This is a genomic window from Amycolatopsis sp. NPDC102522 (assembly GCF_055584485.1).
Genome location: NZ_JBVJLY010000026.1, coordinates 23223 through 41620 on the forward strand (window position 1 = coordinate 23223; position 18398 = coordinate 41620).

General features: G+C 69.5%; 13 protein-coding genes. 5 read left to right on the forward strand and 8 right to left on the reverse strand.

Features of this window, described 5'->3' with window-relative positions; genetic code table 11:
* Positions 1-46: 46 nt before the first annotated feature.
* Positions 47-2449 (forward strand): Tex family protein, encoded by a 2403-nt coding sequence (locus tag ACZ6YV_RS37960; protein WP_465514217.1) that lies wholly within the window; start codon positions 47-49, stop codon positions 2447-2449.
* Positions 2450-2518: 69 nt separating this feature from the next.
* On the opposite strand, the gene ACZ6YV_RS37965 is transcribed toward ACZ6YV_RS37960, so the two are convergent.
* Positions 2519-4249, reverse strand: coding sequence for an acyl-CoA dehydrogenase (locus ACZ6YV_RS37965; protein WP_465514218.1), 1731 nt, complete (start codon positions 4247-4249; stop codon positions 2519-2521).
* A gap of 25 nt (positions 4250-4274) precedes the next feature.
* Positions 4275-5612 (reverse strand): serine hydrolase domain-containing protein, encoded by a 1338-nt coding sequence (locus ACZ6YV_RS37970; protein WP_465514219.1) that lies wholly within the window; start codon positions 5610-5612, stop codon positions 4275-4277.
* Positions 5613-5910: 298 nt separating this feature from the next.
* Between ACZ6YV_RS37970 and ACZ6YV_RS37975 the strand changes: the two genes are divergently transcribed.
* Positions 5911-7566: a DEAD/DEAH box helicase gene (locus ACZ6YV_RS37975; protein WP_465514220.1), complete on the forward strand. Its 1656-nt coding sequence runs from the start codon at positions 5911-5913 to the stop codon at positions 7564-7566.
* A gap of 156 nt (positions 7567-7722) precedes the next feature.
* Here the strand turns inward: ACZ6YV_RS37975 and ACZ6YV_RS37980 are convergent, their stop codons facing one another.
* The 4 genes from ACZ6YV_RS37980 to ACZ6YV_RS37995 all read right to left on the reverse strand — a co-directional run bounded on the left by ACZ6YV_RS37980 (position 7723) and on the right by ACZ6YV_RS37995 (position 11512).
* Positions 7723-8655, reverse strand: coding sequence for an acyl-ACP desaturase (locus tag ACZ6YV_RS37980; RefSeq protein ID WP_465514221.1), 933 nt, complete (start codon positions 8653-8655; stop codon positions 7723-7725).
* A gap of 125 nt (positions 8656-8780) precedes the next feature.
* Positions 8781-9665 carry an ABC transporter permease gene (locus ACZ6YV_RS37985; RefSeq protein WP_465514222.1) on the reverse strand — a complete coding sequence of 295 codons (885 nt, stop codon included), beginning with the start codon at positions 9663-9665 and terminating at the stop codon, positions 8781-8783.
* The gene (locus ACZ6YV_RS37990; protein WP_465514223.1) at positions 9652-10434 is read right to left on the reverse strand and encodes an ABC transporter ATP-binding protein; all 783 of its coding nucleotides are present in this window, start codon (positions 10432-10434) and stop codon (positions 9652-9654) included. Before ACZ6YV_RS37990 ends, ACZ6YV_RS37985 begins: the two co-directional genes overlap by 14 nt.
* A 16-nt stretch (positions 10435-10450) precedes the next feature.
* Positions 10451-11512, reverse strand: coding sequence for an ABC transporter substrate-binding protein (locus ACZ6YV_RS37995; protein ID WP_465514224.1), 1062 nt, complete (start codon positions 11510-11512; stop codon positions 10451-10453).
* A 258-nt stretch (positions 11513-11770) separates the two neighbouring features.
* On the opposite strand from ACZ6YV_RS37995, the gene ACZ6YV_RS38000 reads away from it, so the two are divergent.
* Positions 11771-13291 carry a sensor histidine kinase gene (locus ACZ6YV_RS38000; RefSeq protein WP_465514287.1) on the forward strand — a complete coding sequence of 507 codons (1521 nt, stop codon included), beginning with the start codon at positions 11771-11773 and terminating at the stop codon, positions 13289-13291.
* Here the strand turns inward: ACZ6YV_RS38000 and folP are convergent.
* Positions 13288-14154, reverse strand: a complete 867-nt coding sequence (gene folP / locus ACZ6YV_RS38005) for a dihydropteroate synthase (protein ID WP_465514225.1) — start codon at positions 14152-14154, stop codon at positions 13288-13290. The genes ACZ6YV_RS38000 and folP overlap by 4 nt on opposite strands.
* A 279-nt stretch (positions 14155-14433) precedes the next feature.
* Between folP and ACZ6YV_RS38010 the strand changes: the two genes are divergently transcribed.
* Positions 14434-15594: a glycoside hydrolase family 88/105 protein gene (locus tag ACZ6YV_RS38010; RefSeq protein WP_465514226.1), complete on the forward strand. Its 1161-nt coding sequence runs from the start codon at positions 14434-14436 to the stop codon at positions 15592-15594.
* A gap of 143 nt (positions 15595-15737) precedes the next feature.
* Positions 15738-16742: a winged helix-turn-helix domain-containing protein gene (locus tag ACZ6YV_RS38015; RefSeq protein WP_465514227.1), complete on the forward strand. Its 1005-nt coding sequence runs from the start codon at positions 15738-15740 to the stop codon at positions 16740-16742.
* A 43-nt stretch (positions 16743-16785) separates the two neighbouring features.
* Here ACZ6YV_RS38015 and ACZ6YV_RS38020 read toward each other — a convergent pair whose 3' ends face one another.
* Entirely contained in the window at positions 16786-18357 is a 1572-nt protein-coding gene (locus ACZ6YV_RS38020) for an alkaline phosphatase D family protein (RefSeq protein WP_465514228.1), read from the reverse strand.
* Positions 18358-18398 lie beyond the last annotated feature (41 nt).

An 18398-nucleotide genomic window follows, 5' to 3' on the forward strand; every position in this document is an offset into this window, starting at 1 on the left:
AATGCAGGGTCCGAGAGCACCCGAGGGCGGATTCAGGAGCGTGGGAGTGAGCGTGCAGGACCTGCAGACAGTCGAGCAAAAGATCGCCGAAGAACTCGGTGTGCGCGAAGGGCAGGTCAAAGCGGCCGTCGACCTGCTGGACGGCGGATCGACCGTGCCGTTCATCGCCCGGTACCGCAAAGAGGTCACCGGGATGCTGGACGACGCCCAGCTCCGCACGCTCGAAGAACGCCTCCGCTACCTGCGGGAACTCAACGAGCGCCGGGTCGCGGTGCTGGAGTCGATCCGCGGCCAGGGCAAGCTGGACGAGGCGCTCGAAGCCTCGATCATGGCGGCGGACACCAAGTCCCGCCTCGAGGACATCTACCTGCCGTACAAGCCCAAGCGGCGGACGAAGGCGATGATCGCCCGTGAGGCCGGTCTGGAGCCGCTCGCCGACGGGCTCATGGGCGACCCGAACACCGATCCGCACGCCGCCGCCGCGGTGTTCGTCGACGCCGACAAGGGTGTCGCGGACGCGCAGGCCGCGCTGGACGGTGCCCGCGCGATCCTCGTCGAACGCTTCGCCGAGGACGCCGACCTCATCGGCGAGCTCCGCGAGAAGATGTGGTCGCAGGGCCGCCTCGCCGCCAAGGTCCGCGACGGCAAGGCCGACGAGGGCGCGAAGTTCTCCGACTACTTCGAGTTCTCCGAGCCCTACACCAAACTCCCCTCGCACCGGATCCTCGCGATGCTTCGCGGCGAGAAGGAAGAGATCCTCGACCTCACGATGGAGTCCGAGGAACCGTCCGACGAGCCGAAGACCGGGCCGACCGACTACGAGACGCGGATCGCGCACAAGTTCGGCATCAAGAACGAGGGCCGCGCGGGCGACAAGTGGCTCGGCGACACCGTCCGCTGGGCGTGGCGCACGAAGATCCTGCTGCACCTGGGCATCGACCTGCGGATGCGGCTGCGCCAGTCGGCCGAGGACGACGCCGTCCGCGTGTTCGCCGCGAACCTGCGCGACCTGCTGCTCGCCGCCCCGGCGGGCACCCGCGCCACGATGGGCCTCGACCCGGGTTTCCGCACCGGTGTCAAGGTCGCCGTGGTCGACGCGACCGGCAAGGTCGTCGGCACCCACGTGATCTACCCGCACCAGCCCTCGAACAAGTGGGACCAGTCGATCGCCGAACTGGCCGCGCTGTGCTTACGGCACAAGGTGGACCTGATCTCGATCGGCAACGGCACCGCGTCACGCGAGACCGACAAGCTCGCCGGCGAGCTGATCAAGAAGCACCCGGAACTGAAGCTGACCAAGGCCGTCGTCTCCGAAGCGGGCGCTTCGGTCTACTCGGCGTCGGCGTTCGCGTCGCAGGAACTGCCGGGCATGGACGTGTCGCTGCGTGGCGCGGTCTCCATCGCGCGTCGGCTGCAGGACCCGCTGGCCGAACTGGTGAAGATCGACCCGAAGTCGATCGGTGTCGGGCAGTACCAGCACGACCTGTCCGAGATCTCGCTGTCGCGTTCGCTCGACGCGGTGGTCGAAGACTGTGTGAACGCGGTCGGCGTGGACGTCAACACCGCGTCGGCGCCGCTGCTGACCCGCGTCTCGGGCATCACCACGAGCCTGGCGGAGAACATCGTGACGCACCGCGACGAGAACGGGCCGTTCAAGACGCGGACCGGGCTCAAGGAGGTCGCGCGGCTCGGCCCCAAGGCCTTCGAGCAGTGCGCGGGCTTCCTGCGGATCCCGGACGGCGACGACCCGCTCGACTCGTCCTCGGTGCACCCGGAGGCCTATCCGGTGGTGCGGCGGATCCTGTCCTCGACCGGGACCGACCTCCGCGCGCTGATCGGCAACTCGCGGACGCTGCAGGCGCTGAAGCCGTCCGAGTTCGTCGACGACACCTTCGGTCTCCCCACGGTGACCGACATCCTCGCCGAACTCGACAAGCCGGGCCGCGACCCGCGTCCGGCGTTCAAGACCGCGACCTTCGCCGACGGTGTCGAGAAGATCGGCGACCTCAAGCCGGGGATGCGACTGGAAGGCGTCGTGACGAACGTGGCCGCGTTCGGCGCGTTCATCGACGTCGGCGTGCACCAGGACGGGCTCGCGCACGTCTCGGCGCTGTCGAAGAACTTCGTCAAGGACCCGCGTGAGGTCGTGAAGCCCGGCGACATCGTCAAGGTGAAGGTGCTGGAGGTCGACGTGCCGCGCAAGCGGATCTCGCTGACGCTGCGCCTGGACGACGAGCCCGGCAAGCCCGCCCGCGAGCAGGGCGGCGGTGGCGGCGGTCGTGACCGCGGTCAGGGCGGCGGTGGCCAGCGTCAGGGCGGGCAGCGTCAAGGCGGTCAGGGCGGTCAGGGCGGCGGCAACCGCGGTGGCGGCGGCCGGGACCGGGGCGGGAACTCCGGTGGCGGCGGCGCCATGGCGGACGCGCTCCGGAAGGCCGGCTTCGGCAAGTAGGTCTCAGAAGTACATGAAGGCCCCCATCCTGTACCTAGGCGCAAGGATGGGGGCCTTCATGTACTTGGACTACGGGTTCATCGCGTAGGCGCCGGAGAGGTCCCGGACGAGCGACCACACGTGGTCGAAGCGGGCCGCGTCCACGACCGGCTTCCGGATCGACGCCAGCGCGAGCGACTGCTGCGCCTCGGTCGACGAAGACTTCCCGTGCAGATCGATCGCGGCGACGCTGAAGTCCTGCACCAGCGTCCCGAAGATCTGGTCGACGACCTCGGTCTCGATCCCGGTGATCTCCGCCTGCTCCAGCACCAGCTGCCCGTAGACGACCAGCGTGAACAGCTCGGTCAGCGCGAGCCCGAAGTCGAGGTCCTGCTGCTGCGCCTCGTCCGGGGCCGCGTCGGTGAACAGCTTCACCAGCGCCTCGGCCTGTTCGGTGAACCGCGCGACGTTCGGGATCGCGGACGCCTTGGCGTAGGCCTCACGCCAGTCGTGGAACCGCACCTTGGACAGCCCGCGCGCGGGGCCCTGGCGGAACAGGAACTCGTCGTCGGCCGCGTCGGAGCGCGTCGGCACGGGCTCGTAGGCCTGCGGCGCGAACAGGTACGCGGGTACGAACTTCGCGATCAGCGCGAGGTTCACCGCCACCGTGCCTTCCAGCTTCGGCAGGCCGTCGATGTCGTTCTTCGACATCGCGAGGTAGGTGTCGGCCTCGAAACCCTTGGCCGCCACCACATCCGCGACCAGGCCGATGACCTTCTGCGCCTCGGTGGTCACCTTCATCTTGGTGATCGGGTTGAACAGCAGGTACCGGCGGTCTTCCGGGCCCGCGCTGCGGAAGTAGTCCACGGCGCGGTCGGAGAACAGCTTCATCGCGACGAGCCGCGCGTACGCCTCGACGAATCCCCGGCGCACGTGCGGGAAATCGGTGACCTTCTTGCCGTACAGCACCCGGTTGTGCGCGTGGGTGATCGCCTCGTACAGCGAGTGCGTCGACATCCCGATGCCGCCGAAGCACAGGTTGAACTTGCCGATGTTGACCGTGTTCAGCGCCGCCGAGAACGCCTCGGCGCCGACGTGCAGGATGTCCTCTTCGGACACCGGGTAGTCGTCGAGCTCGAACTCGGCGACGTACATCTGCGACGGCACGACGTTCTTCACCACGCGGTAGTTCGGGTGCTCGGAGTCCGCGTAGAAGAACACGTACTGATCCGGGCCCTCGACACCGTCGATGCGGCCGAACACCGACACGGTCCGCGCGCAGTTGCCGTTGCCGATGTAGTACTTCGACCCGTTCGCGCGGTAGCCGCCCGCACCGTCCGGGGTGAGCACGAGGTCCGACGAGTAGATGTCGGCGCCGTGCTCCTTTTCGGACAGTCCGAACGCGGCGACGCCACCGGCCGCGAGCGAGTCCGCCGCGCGTTTGCGGGCGGCCTCGTTCGCGCTCTGCCACACCGGGCCGAGACCGAGGATGGTGACCTGCCAGGGATACCAATAATTGAGCCCGTAGAAGCCGAGGATTTCCGACAGGGCCGCGACCCGCGCGGTATCCCAGCGCTTGTCGGGATTCCCCTCGGCGTTCGCGCCGGGAGTGAGGAACGTGGAGAACAGGCCTTCCTTGCCCGCGAACTCGATGAAGTCCGCGTAGAAGGTCTGCTCGTGGTAGTCCTCGACGAGCTTGCGCTTGCCACGCTGTTCGAACCACTCGATGGTGGCACGCAGCAGGCGACGCGTCTCCGGGTCGAACTGCCGTGGGTCGTACCCACCCGGGTTCAGCAACAACGCGGTCGCCTTTTCGCTCATGGTCACTCCTGGTCAGCCGAAGTTACTACTCGGTAACCGTAGCGTGCCGCTTCGCCGTCCGGCCACCGAACTCGACCGAAGTCACCCGTCCACGCTCGTCGCGCAGGAAGCGGGCGGTGGGTTTGCGGGTGTCGGCGGCCGGGGCGATCGCGTCCCCGCCCAGGAAGACGGCTTCGAACGGCGGCGGCGACGGGAAGTCTTCGATCTCGGCGACCAGCTGAGCCCACAGGGCACCGTCCCGGTCGGTGACCAGGAACGCCAGGTCACCGGTCTGGTAGCGCCCGAGGTACTCGGCGAGGTCCGGCTGGGGCGACGGCGCCGGGGTCGCGAGCGGAGGCAGCCCGACCAGGTTTCCCAGGCACCAGTCGACGACCTTCGCGCCCAGTGCCGCCCCGCCCGCGCTGTTGGTCAGCACCGTGACGGCGAAGTCCTCCTCGGGCAGGGTCACGAACTCCGAAAGCTGCAGGTTGCTCACGTTGCCGCCGTGCCGGACCAGCCGCGCCGCGCCGTGGGTCGTGTGCAGCCAGCTCAGCCCGACCTCCTCGAACCGCAGCGCGGCCTTGCGCTGCGGCGCGCGCAGGAGGTCACGGGTGGCGGCGCTGATCGGCGGCTTGCCCTCGGCCTCGCCGGTCAGGAAGAACCGGGCCCACTTCAGCTGGTCGCCCGCCGTGGACCACAGGCCCCCGCTCGCGCTGTCCGCCCTGGTCAGGCCCACGGTGTGCTCCACAGCGGGTTCGCCATCGCGCACCACGTGACCGACGGCGTGACGGCGGGTGAGCACCTCCCACGGCAGGTAGTACGAGTCGGTCATGCCGAGCGGTTCGAGCAGCCGGGTGCGGACCACGTCCTCGAAGGGCTCGCCCGACACCACCTCGACGACCCGTCCGGCCAGCTGGAACCCGGCGTTGCAGTAGGAGAACACCTCGCCGGGCGCGAAGTTCTGCGGCAGTTCGCCGAACCGCCCGATCGCCAGCGCCAGCGCGTCATCACCCCATCCGGTGGCGAAGTCGACGTCGCCGAGGAAGCCGGCGGAGTGCGTGAGCAGATGACGCAGGGTCACCGTCTCCCGCGCCACCGGATCCGCCAGCGGGAGATCCGGGAGATGGACGGCGACCGGCTCGTCCAGGTTCAGCGCACCGTCTTCGACCAGGGCCAGCACGGCGGCCGCGGCGAAGGTCTTGCTGGTGGAGCCGATCATGAACAGCGTGCCGGGATCGACCGGAAGCCCGGTGTCCACACTGGACACGCCGGTGGCGAACACCGACTCCGCGCCCCGGTGCGTCACCCCCACCACGGCTCCGGGGACGCCCGCCCCGCGAGCCTCCTCGTCGAGCACCCCTTGCAGCTCCTGAACGTTCGACACCCGTGTCCCCTTTCGTCCGGTCAGGCCAGCGTTTCACCGTGGCACGGGCAGGCGAATCGTGGGAACCGACGAACATCGGCCGTCCGCTTCGTCGGCGGGTGCGATCCGCGTGCGGGGGAAATCACGTAGCCCGGGAGATCACGGCCCGGGTACACTGGTCTTGCGGTCCGCTCAGTTCTGCCTCGGGCCGCGTTTCGTTGTCGAAGACCACGCGCCGCGGCCCCCGAGGTCTGCGCCGGGCAGGACAACCCTTTCTATCCTTACGGAGATACCAGGGCGCACCCGCGTCCATACGCTTATGAGCACACCTACTTTCACCGAACTCGGCCTGCCCAAGACCCTCGTCGACGCGCTCGCCGAACAGGGCGTCACCAGCCCGTTCCCGATCCAGGCCGCCACGCTGCCGCATTCGCTGGCAGGCCGGGACGTCCTCGGCCGCGGCCGCACCGGCTCCGGCAAGACCTACGGCTTCGTGCTGCCCGTCCTCGCCCGGCTGGCCGACGGCCCGACCCGGCGCCGCTCTGGCCGCCCGCGCGCGCTGGTCCTGGCGCCGACCCGCGAGCTGGCCACCCAGATCGAGGCGTCGTTCCTGCCGCTGGCCAAGCCGCTCGGCCTCAAGGTCACCACCATCTTCGGCGGCGTCAGCCCCAACCCGCAGATCACCCGGCTGCGTGACGGCGTCGACATCGTCGTCGCCTGCCCCGGCAGGCTCGCCGACCACATGCGCTCGGGTGAGGCGAAGCTCGACCACGTCGAGATCACCGTGCTGGACGAGGCCGACCACATGGCCGACCTCGGCTTCCTGCCCGACGTCCGGCGCATCATGGGCGAGACCCCGGAGCGCGGGCAGCGGCTGCTGTTCTCCGCGACCCTCGACGCGGGCGTCGACGTGCTGGTCAAGCGCTTCATGCACGACCCGGTCACGCACAGCGTCGACTCGGCCCAGTCGCCGGTCTCGACCATGAAGCACCATGTGCTGCACCTGGAGGAGACCCACCGGCTGCCGGTGCTGATCGACCTCACCGCCGCGCCGGGCCGCACGCTGGTGTTCACCAGGACGAAGCACCGCGCCAAGCAGCTGACGCGCAAGCTCATGGCCTCCGGCGTGCCGGCTGTCGAACTGCACGGCAACCTCGGCCAGACCGCACGGACGCGCAACCTGGAGGCGTTCGCCTCCGGCGCGGCGAAGACGCTGGTCGCGACCGACATCGCCGCCCGTGGCATCCACGTCGACGACGTCACGCTGGTCATCCACGCCGACCCGCCGGTCGAGCACAAGGCGTACCTGCACCGCTCCGGCCGCACGGCGCGCGCCGGCGCTTCCGGCACCGTCGTCACGCTGATGACCGACGAGCAGGTCAGGGACGTCCGCGACCTCACCCGCAAGGCGGGCATCAAGCCGACCACGACCCAGCTCGGCCCCGGCCACCCGCTGCTGTCGGAGCTGGCGCCCGGTGAGCGTTCGTTCACCGCGTCGCCGCGGCGGCCGATCGTGGACACGCGCCCGAAGAAGGTCACCGCCAGTGGCGAGGCCATCCGCGGCAAGGGCGAGGAAGAAGAGCGTCCCGTCAACCGGGGCACCAGGACCGGTCGCGGCCGTGGCCCGTCCGCCGGTGGCCGGGGTGCTTCCGGTGGCGGCCGGGGCCGTGGTGGCTCTTCCGAGGGCCGTTCGCGTCAGCCGCGGACCGAAGGCGACCGCCGTGGCGGCGCCTCCGCCGGTCAGGGCCGTCGTGCGGCCGAGACCACCGGACGTCGCGAAGGCGCACCCAAGGGCGGCCAGGCTCGTCAGGGGCGCCACAGCGCCTCCGAGTCCCAGCCTCGTCGGGGTGGCGCTTCCGCCGGTGCCTCGAAGTCGCAGTCCTCGCGGAACCAGTCCGGTGGGGCTCCGGCCCGCCGTGGCGGTGCCGCCGCGTTCTCCTCGGGAACCCGCGCCGGCTCGCGCCGCTCTCGCTAGTTCTCTCCGGACACGCGTGATCCCCGGCGGATCACGCGTGTCCGGAGCCGGAACTCGCGTGTCTGGAGCCGGATCACGAAGTTCCGGCTTCAATCACGCGAGTTCCGCCTCTGATCACGCGAGTTCCGGCTTCAATCACGCGAGTTCCGGCTTTGATCACGCGCGTCGGGCGGCGGTGCGGGCTTCAGCGGCCGCACGACGCTCCTCGAAGCGTGACGCCTGGGTTTCGAGGGCCTTCAGGAACTGGTCGAGTTCGTCCCGCGCCTTCTCCCCCTCCTCGCCGAGCCCTTCCAGCTCGAAGATCTTCCACTGCCGCAGCAACGGCCAGATCACCTCGTCGTGGTGGATCCGCAGGTCGTAGATGCCCGCCTTCGCGATCAGCGCGGCCTTCCGCACGAAACTCGGGATCACCGCGCCCGGCATCTGGAACTGGACGACCTCGTCGGTGATGGCGCGCATCATCGCGTCGGGGGAAAGCTCCAACGACGCCTGCACCAGGTTCCGGTAGAAGAGCATGTGCAGGTTCTCGTCCATCGCCACCCGGGAGAGCAGCTTCTCGCACATCGGATCCTGCGTGTACTTCCCGGTGTTACGGTGCGAAATCCGCGTCGCGAGCTCCTGGAACGACACGTACGCGAAGACGTTCAGCAACGCCTTGTCGCCACTGTCGTACCCGGCCTGCATGGTCTGCATCCGCGCCCGCTCCAGCTCGACCGGGTCCACCGCGCGCGTCACCAGCAGGTAGTCGCGGATGCAGATGCCGTGACGGCCTTCTTCGGCGGTCCAACGGTGCACCCAAGTGCCCCACGCGCCGTCGCGGCCGAAGGCGCGCTCGATCTCGCGGTGGTAGCTCGGCAGGTTGTCCTCGGTGAGGAGGTTGACCTCCAGCGAGGTCCGCGCGATCGGCGACACCCGCGACTGCTCGGGATCCCACGCCTCCCCGCCGAGGTCGGCGAAGTTCCGGCCCTCGTCCCACGGCACGTACTCGTGCGGCATCCATTCCTTGGCGACCCCGAGATGGCGGTTGAGGTTCTCCTCGACCGTTCCTTCGAGTTCGAGCATCAGCCGGGTGCTTTCGGGGACCGCCATGCGTTTCGTCCTTCCAGGTACGGGAAACGCTACCTACGACACCGTAACTTACGGTGCCGTAGGTAGGCCACCTCCGGAAGAGGAACGCCGGGACTCGTGAGTGGCAAGGCTGCCCGCCTTGAGTCCTAAAGGGACGCGGTGAGACCGCGGGCACGCAGGACCGAGCGTTCCAGCGGCCGGAACACCAGCAGCTCGATACCGACGCCGACCAGCAGGATCAGGAAGATCGCCGAGATCACGCCTTCCATGCTGTTGAACGACGAACCTTCGTTCAGGTACGCGCCGAGCCCCTTGCCGAGCGCCGGGGACAGCGCGATCAGCTCGGCGGCCATCAGCGAACGCCACGAGAACGCCCAGCCCTGTTTGAGCCCGGCCAGGAAGCCGGGCAACGCCGCGGGCAGCAGGATGTGCCGCGCCGACGAAAGCCGGTTCGCACCCATCACCTGGCCGACCCTCGGCAGGATCGGCGGGATCTGGTCGATGCCCGAGACGAGGCCGTTCGCGATCGACGGGACCGAACCCAGCAGGACGACGAAGTAGATCGAGGCGTCGTTCAGCCCGAACCACAGGATCGCCGCCGGCACCCACGCCACCGACGGGAGGCTCTGCAGCCCGGTCAGGAACGGCCCGACCGCCGAGCGGACGAGCCGGACCTTCGCCACCAGCAGGCCGAGCGGGGTCCCGATGACCACGCCGATCAGGAAGCCCAGCGCGGCCCGGTGCACCGACGTCCAGACGAACTCGAAGATCTCGCCGGTGGTCGTGATGCCGACGAGTTCGTCCCACACCGCCAGCGGCGAAGGCAGCATCGCCTCCGGCCAGAACGCGGCGGCCCACAGGGCCTGCCACAGCGCGACCAGCAGGACCAGGAAGACCACCGGCGGCACGAAGCCGCGCAGGAACCGCTTCCCCCGGCTTTCCCGGTTTTCCCCGGTGGGGGTGTCGAGCGAGTCGAGCCCCGCGCCGACGGCCTCGTCCGCCGCTGTGTCGGGGCCGTCAAGCCGCGGCATGGGTACTGATCACCTCCCGGAGATGACCGGTGATCTCCAAGGTCAGCTCTTCGGCGTCGGAGGCCTGGACGTCGCGCCATTCCCGCACGACCCGGCCCGGCCGCGACGAGAGCAGCACGACCCGCTGGCCGAGCCGGACGGCCTCGCGGACGTCGTGGGTCACGAACAGCACCGAGGTGCCGGTGCTGCGGTAGACGCGCAGCAGTTCGCCCTGGAGGACGTCGCGGGTGATGGCGTCGAGCGCGGCGAACGGCTCGTCCATCAGCAGCAGCGACTGCTCCGGGTCACCGCCGACGCGCAGGGTCGCGGCCAGCGCCCTGGCGAGCGCGACGCGCTGCCGCATCCCGCCGGACAGCTCGTGCGGCCGCTTGTCGCCCGCGCCGCCGAGGCGGACGAGTTCGAGCAGTTCGGCGGCCTTCTCGCGGCGCTCGGTCCGGCTGAACCCGGCGAGGCGCAGCGGCAGTTCGACGTTGCGGGCCGCGGTCAGCCACGGCATCAGCGCGGCCTCCTGGAACATGACCGCGGGCCGGGAGGTCTCGAGCGTGATCGAGCCCGACGTCGGCCTGTCGAGGCCCGCGACCAGGTTCAGCAGGGTGCTCTTGCCACAGCCGGAGGCACCGAGCAGACAGACGAACTCGCCGGGGGCGACCGTCAGATCCATCCCGTCGAGGGCCACGACGGCGCGGCCGGTCGGCCCGAACACCTTCCGGACCCCGTCGAGCCGCACGGCGACACCGGTGGACAGGCCGGGCTCCAAGGTGGTCGTCATCGCTGATCCCCTCCGGTCACTTCGTCAGCCCGGGCGCGTTCACGCCGGGCTTGCCCTGCTCTTTGAGCACGGCGTTGAGCGGGCCGAAATCGGCGAACCCCTTGAGGTCCACCGCGGACTTCACCACGCCCGCGGTCACCGAGTCCTGCGCGAGCTGGGTGAAGGTCGACGCCACCGGATCGATACCGAGGTCGATGCCGGAGAAGGCGCGGTCGAGGACCGCCTCGCTCAGTGTGCTGCCCGCGAGCGCCTTCAGTTCTCCGTTGACCACCTTCTTCGCCTCGGCGGGGTTGGTCTTCGCCCAGTCGATAGCGGCGAGTTCACCCTTGAGGATGGCGGTGACGGTCTCCGGGTGCTGCTGAAGGAACTCGCTGCGCACGATCACGACCGTGGTCGGGAACTTGCCTTCCGGCCACAGGGTCTTCTCGTCCAGCAGGACCTTCGCGCCCGCGTCCAGCACGAGCCGCGAGGACCACGGCTCCGGCAGCCAGCCGCCGTCGAGTTCACCCTTCTTGAAGGCGTCGAACGTCTTCGGGTTGTCGAGGTTGGTGATCTTGACGTCCGGCAGCTTCTTTTCGGCGATGAACTTCTTGAGCGCGACGTCCTGGGTGTTCGCCAGCGACGGCGTCGCGATGTTCTTGCCGGTGAGCTGCTCGGGCGTGGTGATCTCGGGCTTCACCACCAGCTGCGCGCCGCCGCTGACCGCGCCGGAGACGAGCTGGATCGCGCCCTTGGACTTGGTGAAGGCGTTGATCGCCGGCCCGGAGCCGATGAAGGCGATGTCGAGCGAGTTGCCGAGCAGCGCGTTGACCTCTTCGGGGCCGGCGTTGAACGTCTGCGTGGTGAGCTTCGTCGAGCCGAGTTCCTTGGCGAAGAAGCCGTTCTTGACGCCGATCAGCGCGGGTGCGTGCGTCACGTTCGGGAAGTACCCGACGCGCACCTCGCCCGCGGCGCCCTGGCTCTTCTGCTCCGACGGTGCCGCGCCGTTGTCCGCGCGTGAACACCCCGCGATCCCGCCGGCCAAGGTCAGGGCGGCGAAGGCCGCGGCCAGCAAGCGGGTTCTGTGGTGGGTGCTCACGGGGATGTCGCCTTTCGGGGGATACAGCTCAGCCTCGGGTGGTGGCCGCGAGAGTCGCATGTTCACCCACCTGCCTGCATCGCCATCCGGATGACGGGAAAGATGCTGAGAAAGCTTGACACCAGGCGGAACCGTTGTTCCACATGTCAGGACAGCCGTCCCGGACACCGCTCCCCCGTTCGGGCGCCCTCCCGGTGTAACGGTCCGGGCCGAACGGGCGAATGACGCTTAGTGGTGACGCACCCTCGGACCGTCGCGATGGCGGGCGTGCTGACCGCCGGTATCGGGCTGGGCGTCGTCGCGACGACGCTCAAGATCGCCGACGGCACGCACACCGCGCTCGACACCACCCTGTCCACCACGACCGGGTTCCTCTTCCTCCTCGCCGGCGCCGTCGCGCACGTGCGCCGCGCCTCGAATCCCATCGGCGTCCTCATCGCGCTGGCCGGGCTCGCGTTGTTCGCCGAGGACCTGCAGTTCGCCGGGGACGCCGTCGCGCACACCGCCGGGCTGGCGCTGACGGCCGCGTCCAGCCCGGTGATCGCGCACCTCGTGCTCGCCTTCCCCCACGGGCGGCTCCGGTCCCGCTGGGAACGCGTGCTCGCCTTCTCCGCCTACGCCGTGGTCTTCGGGTCGGCCGTCCTCGGCCTGCTGGTCAACGACGATCCGAAGAACCTCGCCGCGATCGCCGCGTCCCCGGAGGCCGAACAGCTGGTCAAACGGCTGCTGGAACTGGTCGGCGCGTTGATCGGCGGCGGGGTCGTGGTGGTGCTGCTCTACCGCTGGCTCGCCGGACGGCTTCCGCAGCGGCGGCTGCTCTCCCCCGTCCTCGCGATCGCCGTGGCCGGCGCGGTGAGCACCACGGTCGGCAGCGCGCTCGGCTCCGCGAATCCGGCGTCCGGGCCGCTGCTGGAGGTCTACCGGATCTCGTTCTGCCTGTGGCCGCTGGCGTTCCTGATCGGGGTGCTGCGGGCCAGGGTCGGCAACGCGGAGATGATCCGGCTCCTGCTGGAACGCGACGGCTCCGGGCTGGCCGCGCTCGTGCAGGACGACGAGGTGTGGAAGGACAGCCGGTCGCTCGACGCGCTCGACGCCGCCGCCGGGCTGGTGCTGGACAACCAGCGGCTCGCCGCGGAACTGGAGGAACGCCTCGTCGAGGTCCAGGCCTCGCGTGCCCGGATCGTGGCCGCCGCCGACGACGAGCGCAGGCGGGTCGAACGGGATCTGCACGACGGCGCGCAACAACGGCTGGTCAGCGTCGTGCTGCTGCTTCGGATGGCAGAACGGCGGCTCGGGGACGACCTCACCCCGGCCGTCGCGACCCTGCTGGCCGGCACCGTCGACGAACTGCAGGCCACCATCACCGAACTGCGCGAACTCGCGCGCGGGCTCCGGCCCGCGATCCTCACCGAGGCCGGGCTGATCCCCGCGGTCCGGTCGCTGCTGGCCAGGGTCCCGCTCGCCGTCGACCTCGCGGGGGCGGACGTGCCCCGGCTCAGCGGCGCCGTCGAGGCGACGGCCTACTTCGTCGTCTCGGAAGCGGTCACCAACGCCCTGAAACACGCGCGGGCGCGGGAGGTCCGCGTGCGCATCGACGTCGAGGAGGACAGCCTGCGGGTGGACGTCCACGACGACGGCACCGGCATGGCCGACCTCGACGGCGGCTCCGGGCTGCACGGCCTCCGCGACCGGGTCCGCGCGCTGGGCGGCGAACTGACCGTCGACGGCGAGCCCGGGGCGGGCACCACGGTTTCGGCCGTGATCCCCCTGGACGGCTAGGCCAAACCGCGGATCGTGCGCGCGGGCGGGCGCACGCCCTGGATCGACGCGATCATCTCCAGTACCTGCCGGGTGCGCTTCACCTCGTGCACCCGGAACACCTTCGCGCCTTCGGCCACCGCCCAGGCTGTCGCGGCGAGGGTCCCGTCGACCCGCTCCGCGAGTTCCACGCCGAGCGTCTCGCCGACGAAATCCTTGTTGGACAGGGCCATCAGTACCGGCCAGCCGGTGTCGGCCAGTTCCCGCGCGTGCCGCAGCAGCGCCAGGCTGTGCCAGGTGTTCTTGCCGAAGTCGTGCGTCGGATCGATCAGCACCCCCGCACGCGGTACGCCGAGCGCGACGACAGCCTCGGCGTGCGCCGTCGTCTCCGCGACGACGTCCGCGACGATGTCCGGGTAGCGCACCCGGAACGGGCGGGTGCGCGGGACGGCGTTCCCGGTGTGCGAGCAGACGTAGCCGGTGCCGAATTCCGCCGCGACCTCGGCCAGCTTCGGATCGGCCCCCGCCCAGGTGTCGTTGATCAGGTCCGCGCCCGCCTCGGCCGAGCGCCTGCCCACCTCGTGGCGCCAGGTGTCGACGCTGATCACCAGTTCGGGGTGCAGTTCGCGGATCCGTTCGACGAACGGGACCACCCGTCGGATCTCTTCCTCGACGTCGACGTCCGCGCCGGGGCCGGCCTTGACCCCGCCGATGTCGACGATGTCGGCCCCCTCCGCCACCGCCCGCGCGACGGCCGCGAGCGCGTCCGGATCCGAGAAGGTCGCGCCCTTGTCGTAGAAGGAATCCGGGGTGCGGTTGACGATCGCCATGACCAGGGCGCGGTCCCGGGCGACGCGGCGCCCGCGGAAGGTCAGCTCGTTCACGGACCGATCGTAGGCGAGCGGGGCGCTTTCGCGGAGAATGCCGCCCATCGGGACCGTCCCGGGGACCGGGAGCGGCCATTCGAGTGGCATATCTGATATATGACGCAAGAGATCGGATCTCTCTTGACTCGTCGTCGAGAAGGCGGGTAGACGTTGTCCCGCAAGGAAGTTCAGCCCGGCGACCAGGTCGCCCCACAGCTGGTCGGGATGTCGACGGACGGCGGATCGGCATCCCGGCCACCACTCCCCCCGGTTTCCCGGCGCAGGAAAGGGCCTCGAATGTCACCGGATCCTCTTCACGCGGCACGGCTCTCGCGGCGCACGGTACTGGCGGGAACCGCGGGCGCCCTCGGCGCGCTCGCCCTGCCCGGCGTGGCCACAGCGGCGCCGGTGGACCTGTCGCGGGCTGTCGTCGACTCGACGATGAAGCGCTACACCCCGGCCACCCTCGGCGGCTGGGGCTACACGCGCGGCCTCTACCTCTACGGCCAGTACCTGGTGTACCGGCGCACCGGCGAGAAGGCCTACCTCGACTACATCCTCGCCTGGTACGACCGGTTCGTCACCGAAAGCGGGATCTCGAACGGCTTCACCAACCTCGACGCGATGCGGTCCGGGCAGATGTTCCCGTTGCTGTACACCGAAACCGGGCAGGCGAAGTACAAGACCGCGGCGGAGCAGCTGCGCCGCCGGTTCCCGGCCTATCCTCGGACGCCCGACGGCGGGATGTTCCACGCCACGAGCAAGACCGGGCAGCTGTGGGCGGACGGCGTGTACATGGCGCAGCCGTTCCTCGCCCTGTACGGCAAGACCTTCGGCGATCCCGGCTACTGCTACGAAGAGGCCGCGAAGAACGTCAGCGTCTACTTCGATCACCTCAAGGAGCCCGCCAAGGGCCTGCTCTACCACGCCTACGACGAGGACGGCTCGGAACCGTGGGCGTCCGGCGCCGGACGGCATTCGAAGTACCACTGGGCCCGCGCGATCGGCTGGCTCGGGATGACGTCGATCGACCTCCTCGAGATCCTGCCCGCCGGGCATCCGCGGCGGCAGCGTCTCGTCGACGTCGTCAAGTTCCTCGCGGCGGGCTACACCCGCTGGCAGGACCGGGCCTCGGGCCGCTGGTTCCAGCTCGTCGACCGGGGCGGCGACAAGGACAACTGGCTGGAGACGTCGGCCTCGGCGATGTACACGTTCCTGCTCTCCCGCGCGGTGGAACGCGGCTACGTCGGCGCGGAGTACGGCCCTGTCGCCGCGAAGGGCTATCGCGGCGTGTTGTCGCAGGTTTCGACCGGTTCCGACGGATTGACCGACATCGCGAACATCTCCGAGGGCACCAATGTCGGCGACACGGCGTATTACTACGGGCGTAAGCGCAACACCAACGATTTCCATGGTCTCGGCGCGTTCCTCATCATGAATGAGCAACTCGCCTGCTGAGGTCGCCGCACCGGCCGAAAGGCGCTTTCCCCAGGTCACGAGCGGGGGAGGCGTCTTTCGGTCGTTTTCCGGGCAGTGCCGGGGCTTGACGGGAGGCGCTAACATCGCACGCTGCGACGCCCACTCCCAGGAGGGACGACCGGATGCGCGAGACGCCGACCCAGGCTTCTTATACCCGGCTCGAACTCGGTGACACCAGCACGATCCCGGTAGGTGTGACGGTTTCCCCGCACGTCTCACTGGTTTCGATGCTCGTCGAGGTCGTCGGCGGATACGACCGCGGCCTGCCCGCCGCCTGGCGACGCCAGGTGGGCTCGGCGATCCCCGAGCAGGGATACCGCGCGGCGAGCGCGCTCGCCCGCCGGGGCACCTCGGTGCAGCCGGACTTCATCGTCCCGATCAGCCCCGGCGCGGACTCGTCCGCCGCCGCCCAGGCGGAAATGCTGCGCGAGCTGACCGAAGCCGAGGTCCTGAAGGGCCTGGAGGAGGTCTTCGGCGACAGGCTGCCCGCGCAATGGCGGCAGGCCGCCGACCATCCGAGACGCTGGGTCGCCTCGCTCGCGGACGCCTTCACCGCGACCAGACTGGCGACCGAGAACCTGTGGACCAAGGCCCGGCCCTTGCTCGACCGCGAGATCGAACGGATCGGGGTCGCCTCCGTCCGCGGCGGGACCGACGCCGTACTCGGCCTGCTGCGGCCCCATTTCCGGTTCAGCAACGGCTCTCTGCTGCTGCCCGACGCCGAACCGGCGCGGTACACCACCCGCGGCCGCAAGCTGATCCTCGTCCCGATGCTCGCGGGCTGCCGGTCGGCGGTGTCCAACTTCGACGAAGAGGACGCCATCTGGATCGGCTATCCCCTGCCGGGACTCGACGGCCTGCTCGAGAACGGCAAGCAAGAAGCGGCCCCCGGTGTCGACGGGCTCGACCTGGTGGTCGGCGCCCACCGCGCGAAACTGTTGCGGCACCTGGGGAAACCCGCCCGGATGGGGGAGATCGCGAACCTGCTGTCCTGTGCCGCGAGCACAGCGACTTACCACTGCGAACAGCTTGTCTCGGCGGGCCTGATCCAGCGGCACCGCGAGGGTCAGGTCGTCCTCGTGGTCCGGACGCCCCGCGGTGACGCGCTGGTGGACCTGCTCTCGTGAGTGGCAACGACGGTTCTAACCATCCCTACCACTCACGAGCCCCCTAGACCTTCTGCAGCCCCGGCTTCCCGGCCTCGACGACGTAGCTGCGGTCCGCGGCCAGTGTCACCTTCGAGAAGTCGTACTCGGCGGTGTCCGAAACCGTCATGAAGTCCGCCCGCATCTGCGTTTGCGACACCGTCACCCGGACGTAACCGCGCTTTCCCCGGCAGTACTTGATATGCGGGTTGTTCGCCAGCCACGCCGACGACGGGTCGGTCGCGGTGTCGCTGTTGCTGGTGACCGAGGTCGTCACCAGTTCCGAACCGAACACCGGGTCGCTGTGGTTGAAGTAGTCGCGGCGCAGATCGGCCGCCCAGTGCCGGTGGACGTCGCCGGTCAGCACGATCGGGTTCGGCACCTTGCGGTCCACGATGCCCTTCGCGATCCTGTCGCGCGAAGCCTCGTAACCCTGCCAGGAATCGGGACTCTCACACGTCGCCTTGTTGCCGTCGCCGTCACGGGTGGCGAAGAAGACCTGCTGGCCGAGGAAGTCCCACTTCGCCGGCTGTGTCTCCAGCGCCTTCAGCAGCCACGCTTCCTGCGCGGTGCCCAGGATGCTGCGCGACGTCGACCGCATGTCGGTGCACGACGGTCCCGCCGAACCGGAGGGGTCGGGCACCTGCGCGTTGCGGTACTGGCGGGTGTCGAGCATGTGGAACCGCGCGAGGTTGCCCCAGCCGAACTGCCGGTACAGGCGGATCGTCGCGCCGCTCGGCTTGGCGGTGGAGCGGATCGGCATGTTCTCGTAGAACGCCTGGAATCCGGCGGTCTTGCGCGCCGCGGTGGCCGGGCTGGTGGTGCCGTTCCAGTTGTTCATCACCTCGTGGTCGTCGAAGACCACGATCCACGGCGCCATCGCGTGCGCGTTCTGCAGGTCGGCGTCGGTCTTGTGCTGGGCGTGCCGGGCGCGGTACTGGGCCAGCGTCGTCACGTCGTCGTTGAAGGCCAGCTTCCGCGGATTCCGTTCGGCGGCGGCGCGGCCGGACTTCTTCTCGTACATGTAGTCGCCGAGGAACAGCACCAGTTCCGGATTGTCGGCGAGCATGCCCTTGTACGAGTGGTACCAGCCCTCCTCCCAGTGCTGGCAAGAGGAGAAGCAGTACTTCAGCTGATTGACCGCGGCACCGGCGGCGGGTGCGGTCCGGGTCCGGCCGACCGGCGAGATGTAGCCACTCGTCTTGAAACGGTAAAAGTATTCACGTCCCGGTTCCAGTCCGACCGGTTCGATGTGCACGCTGTGCCCGGTGGCGCGGGCCGCGGTCGCGGTGCCGTTCTGCGCGATCGAGGAAAATGCCTGGTCGTTCGCGATCTCCCAGTCCACTGTGTACGAAGCGTCCGGCATGCCGCCGAAGCCGTCGGGGTTAAGCGGGGCCTGCGCGAGCCTCGTCCACAGCACGACACTGTCCGGCAGGGGGTCACCCGAGGCGACACCGAGCTGGAACGGATCGCGGATGGCGGGCGCCGCCGCCATCGTTCTCGCGTTCGCCCACGAGGGCACTGTCGACGATAACGCCGCCGCCGAAACCGCCGCGGCTCCACCGAGGAGTACCGCCCGCCGGTTCACCTGACCCATGAGAATTCAACCTTTCGAAGTGGGGAAAGAACGGGGAGGGA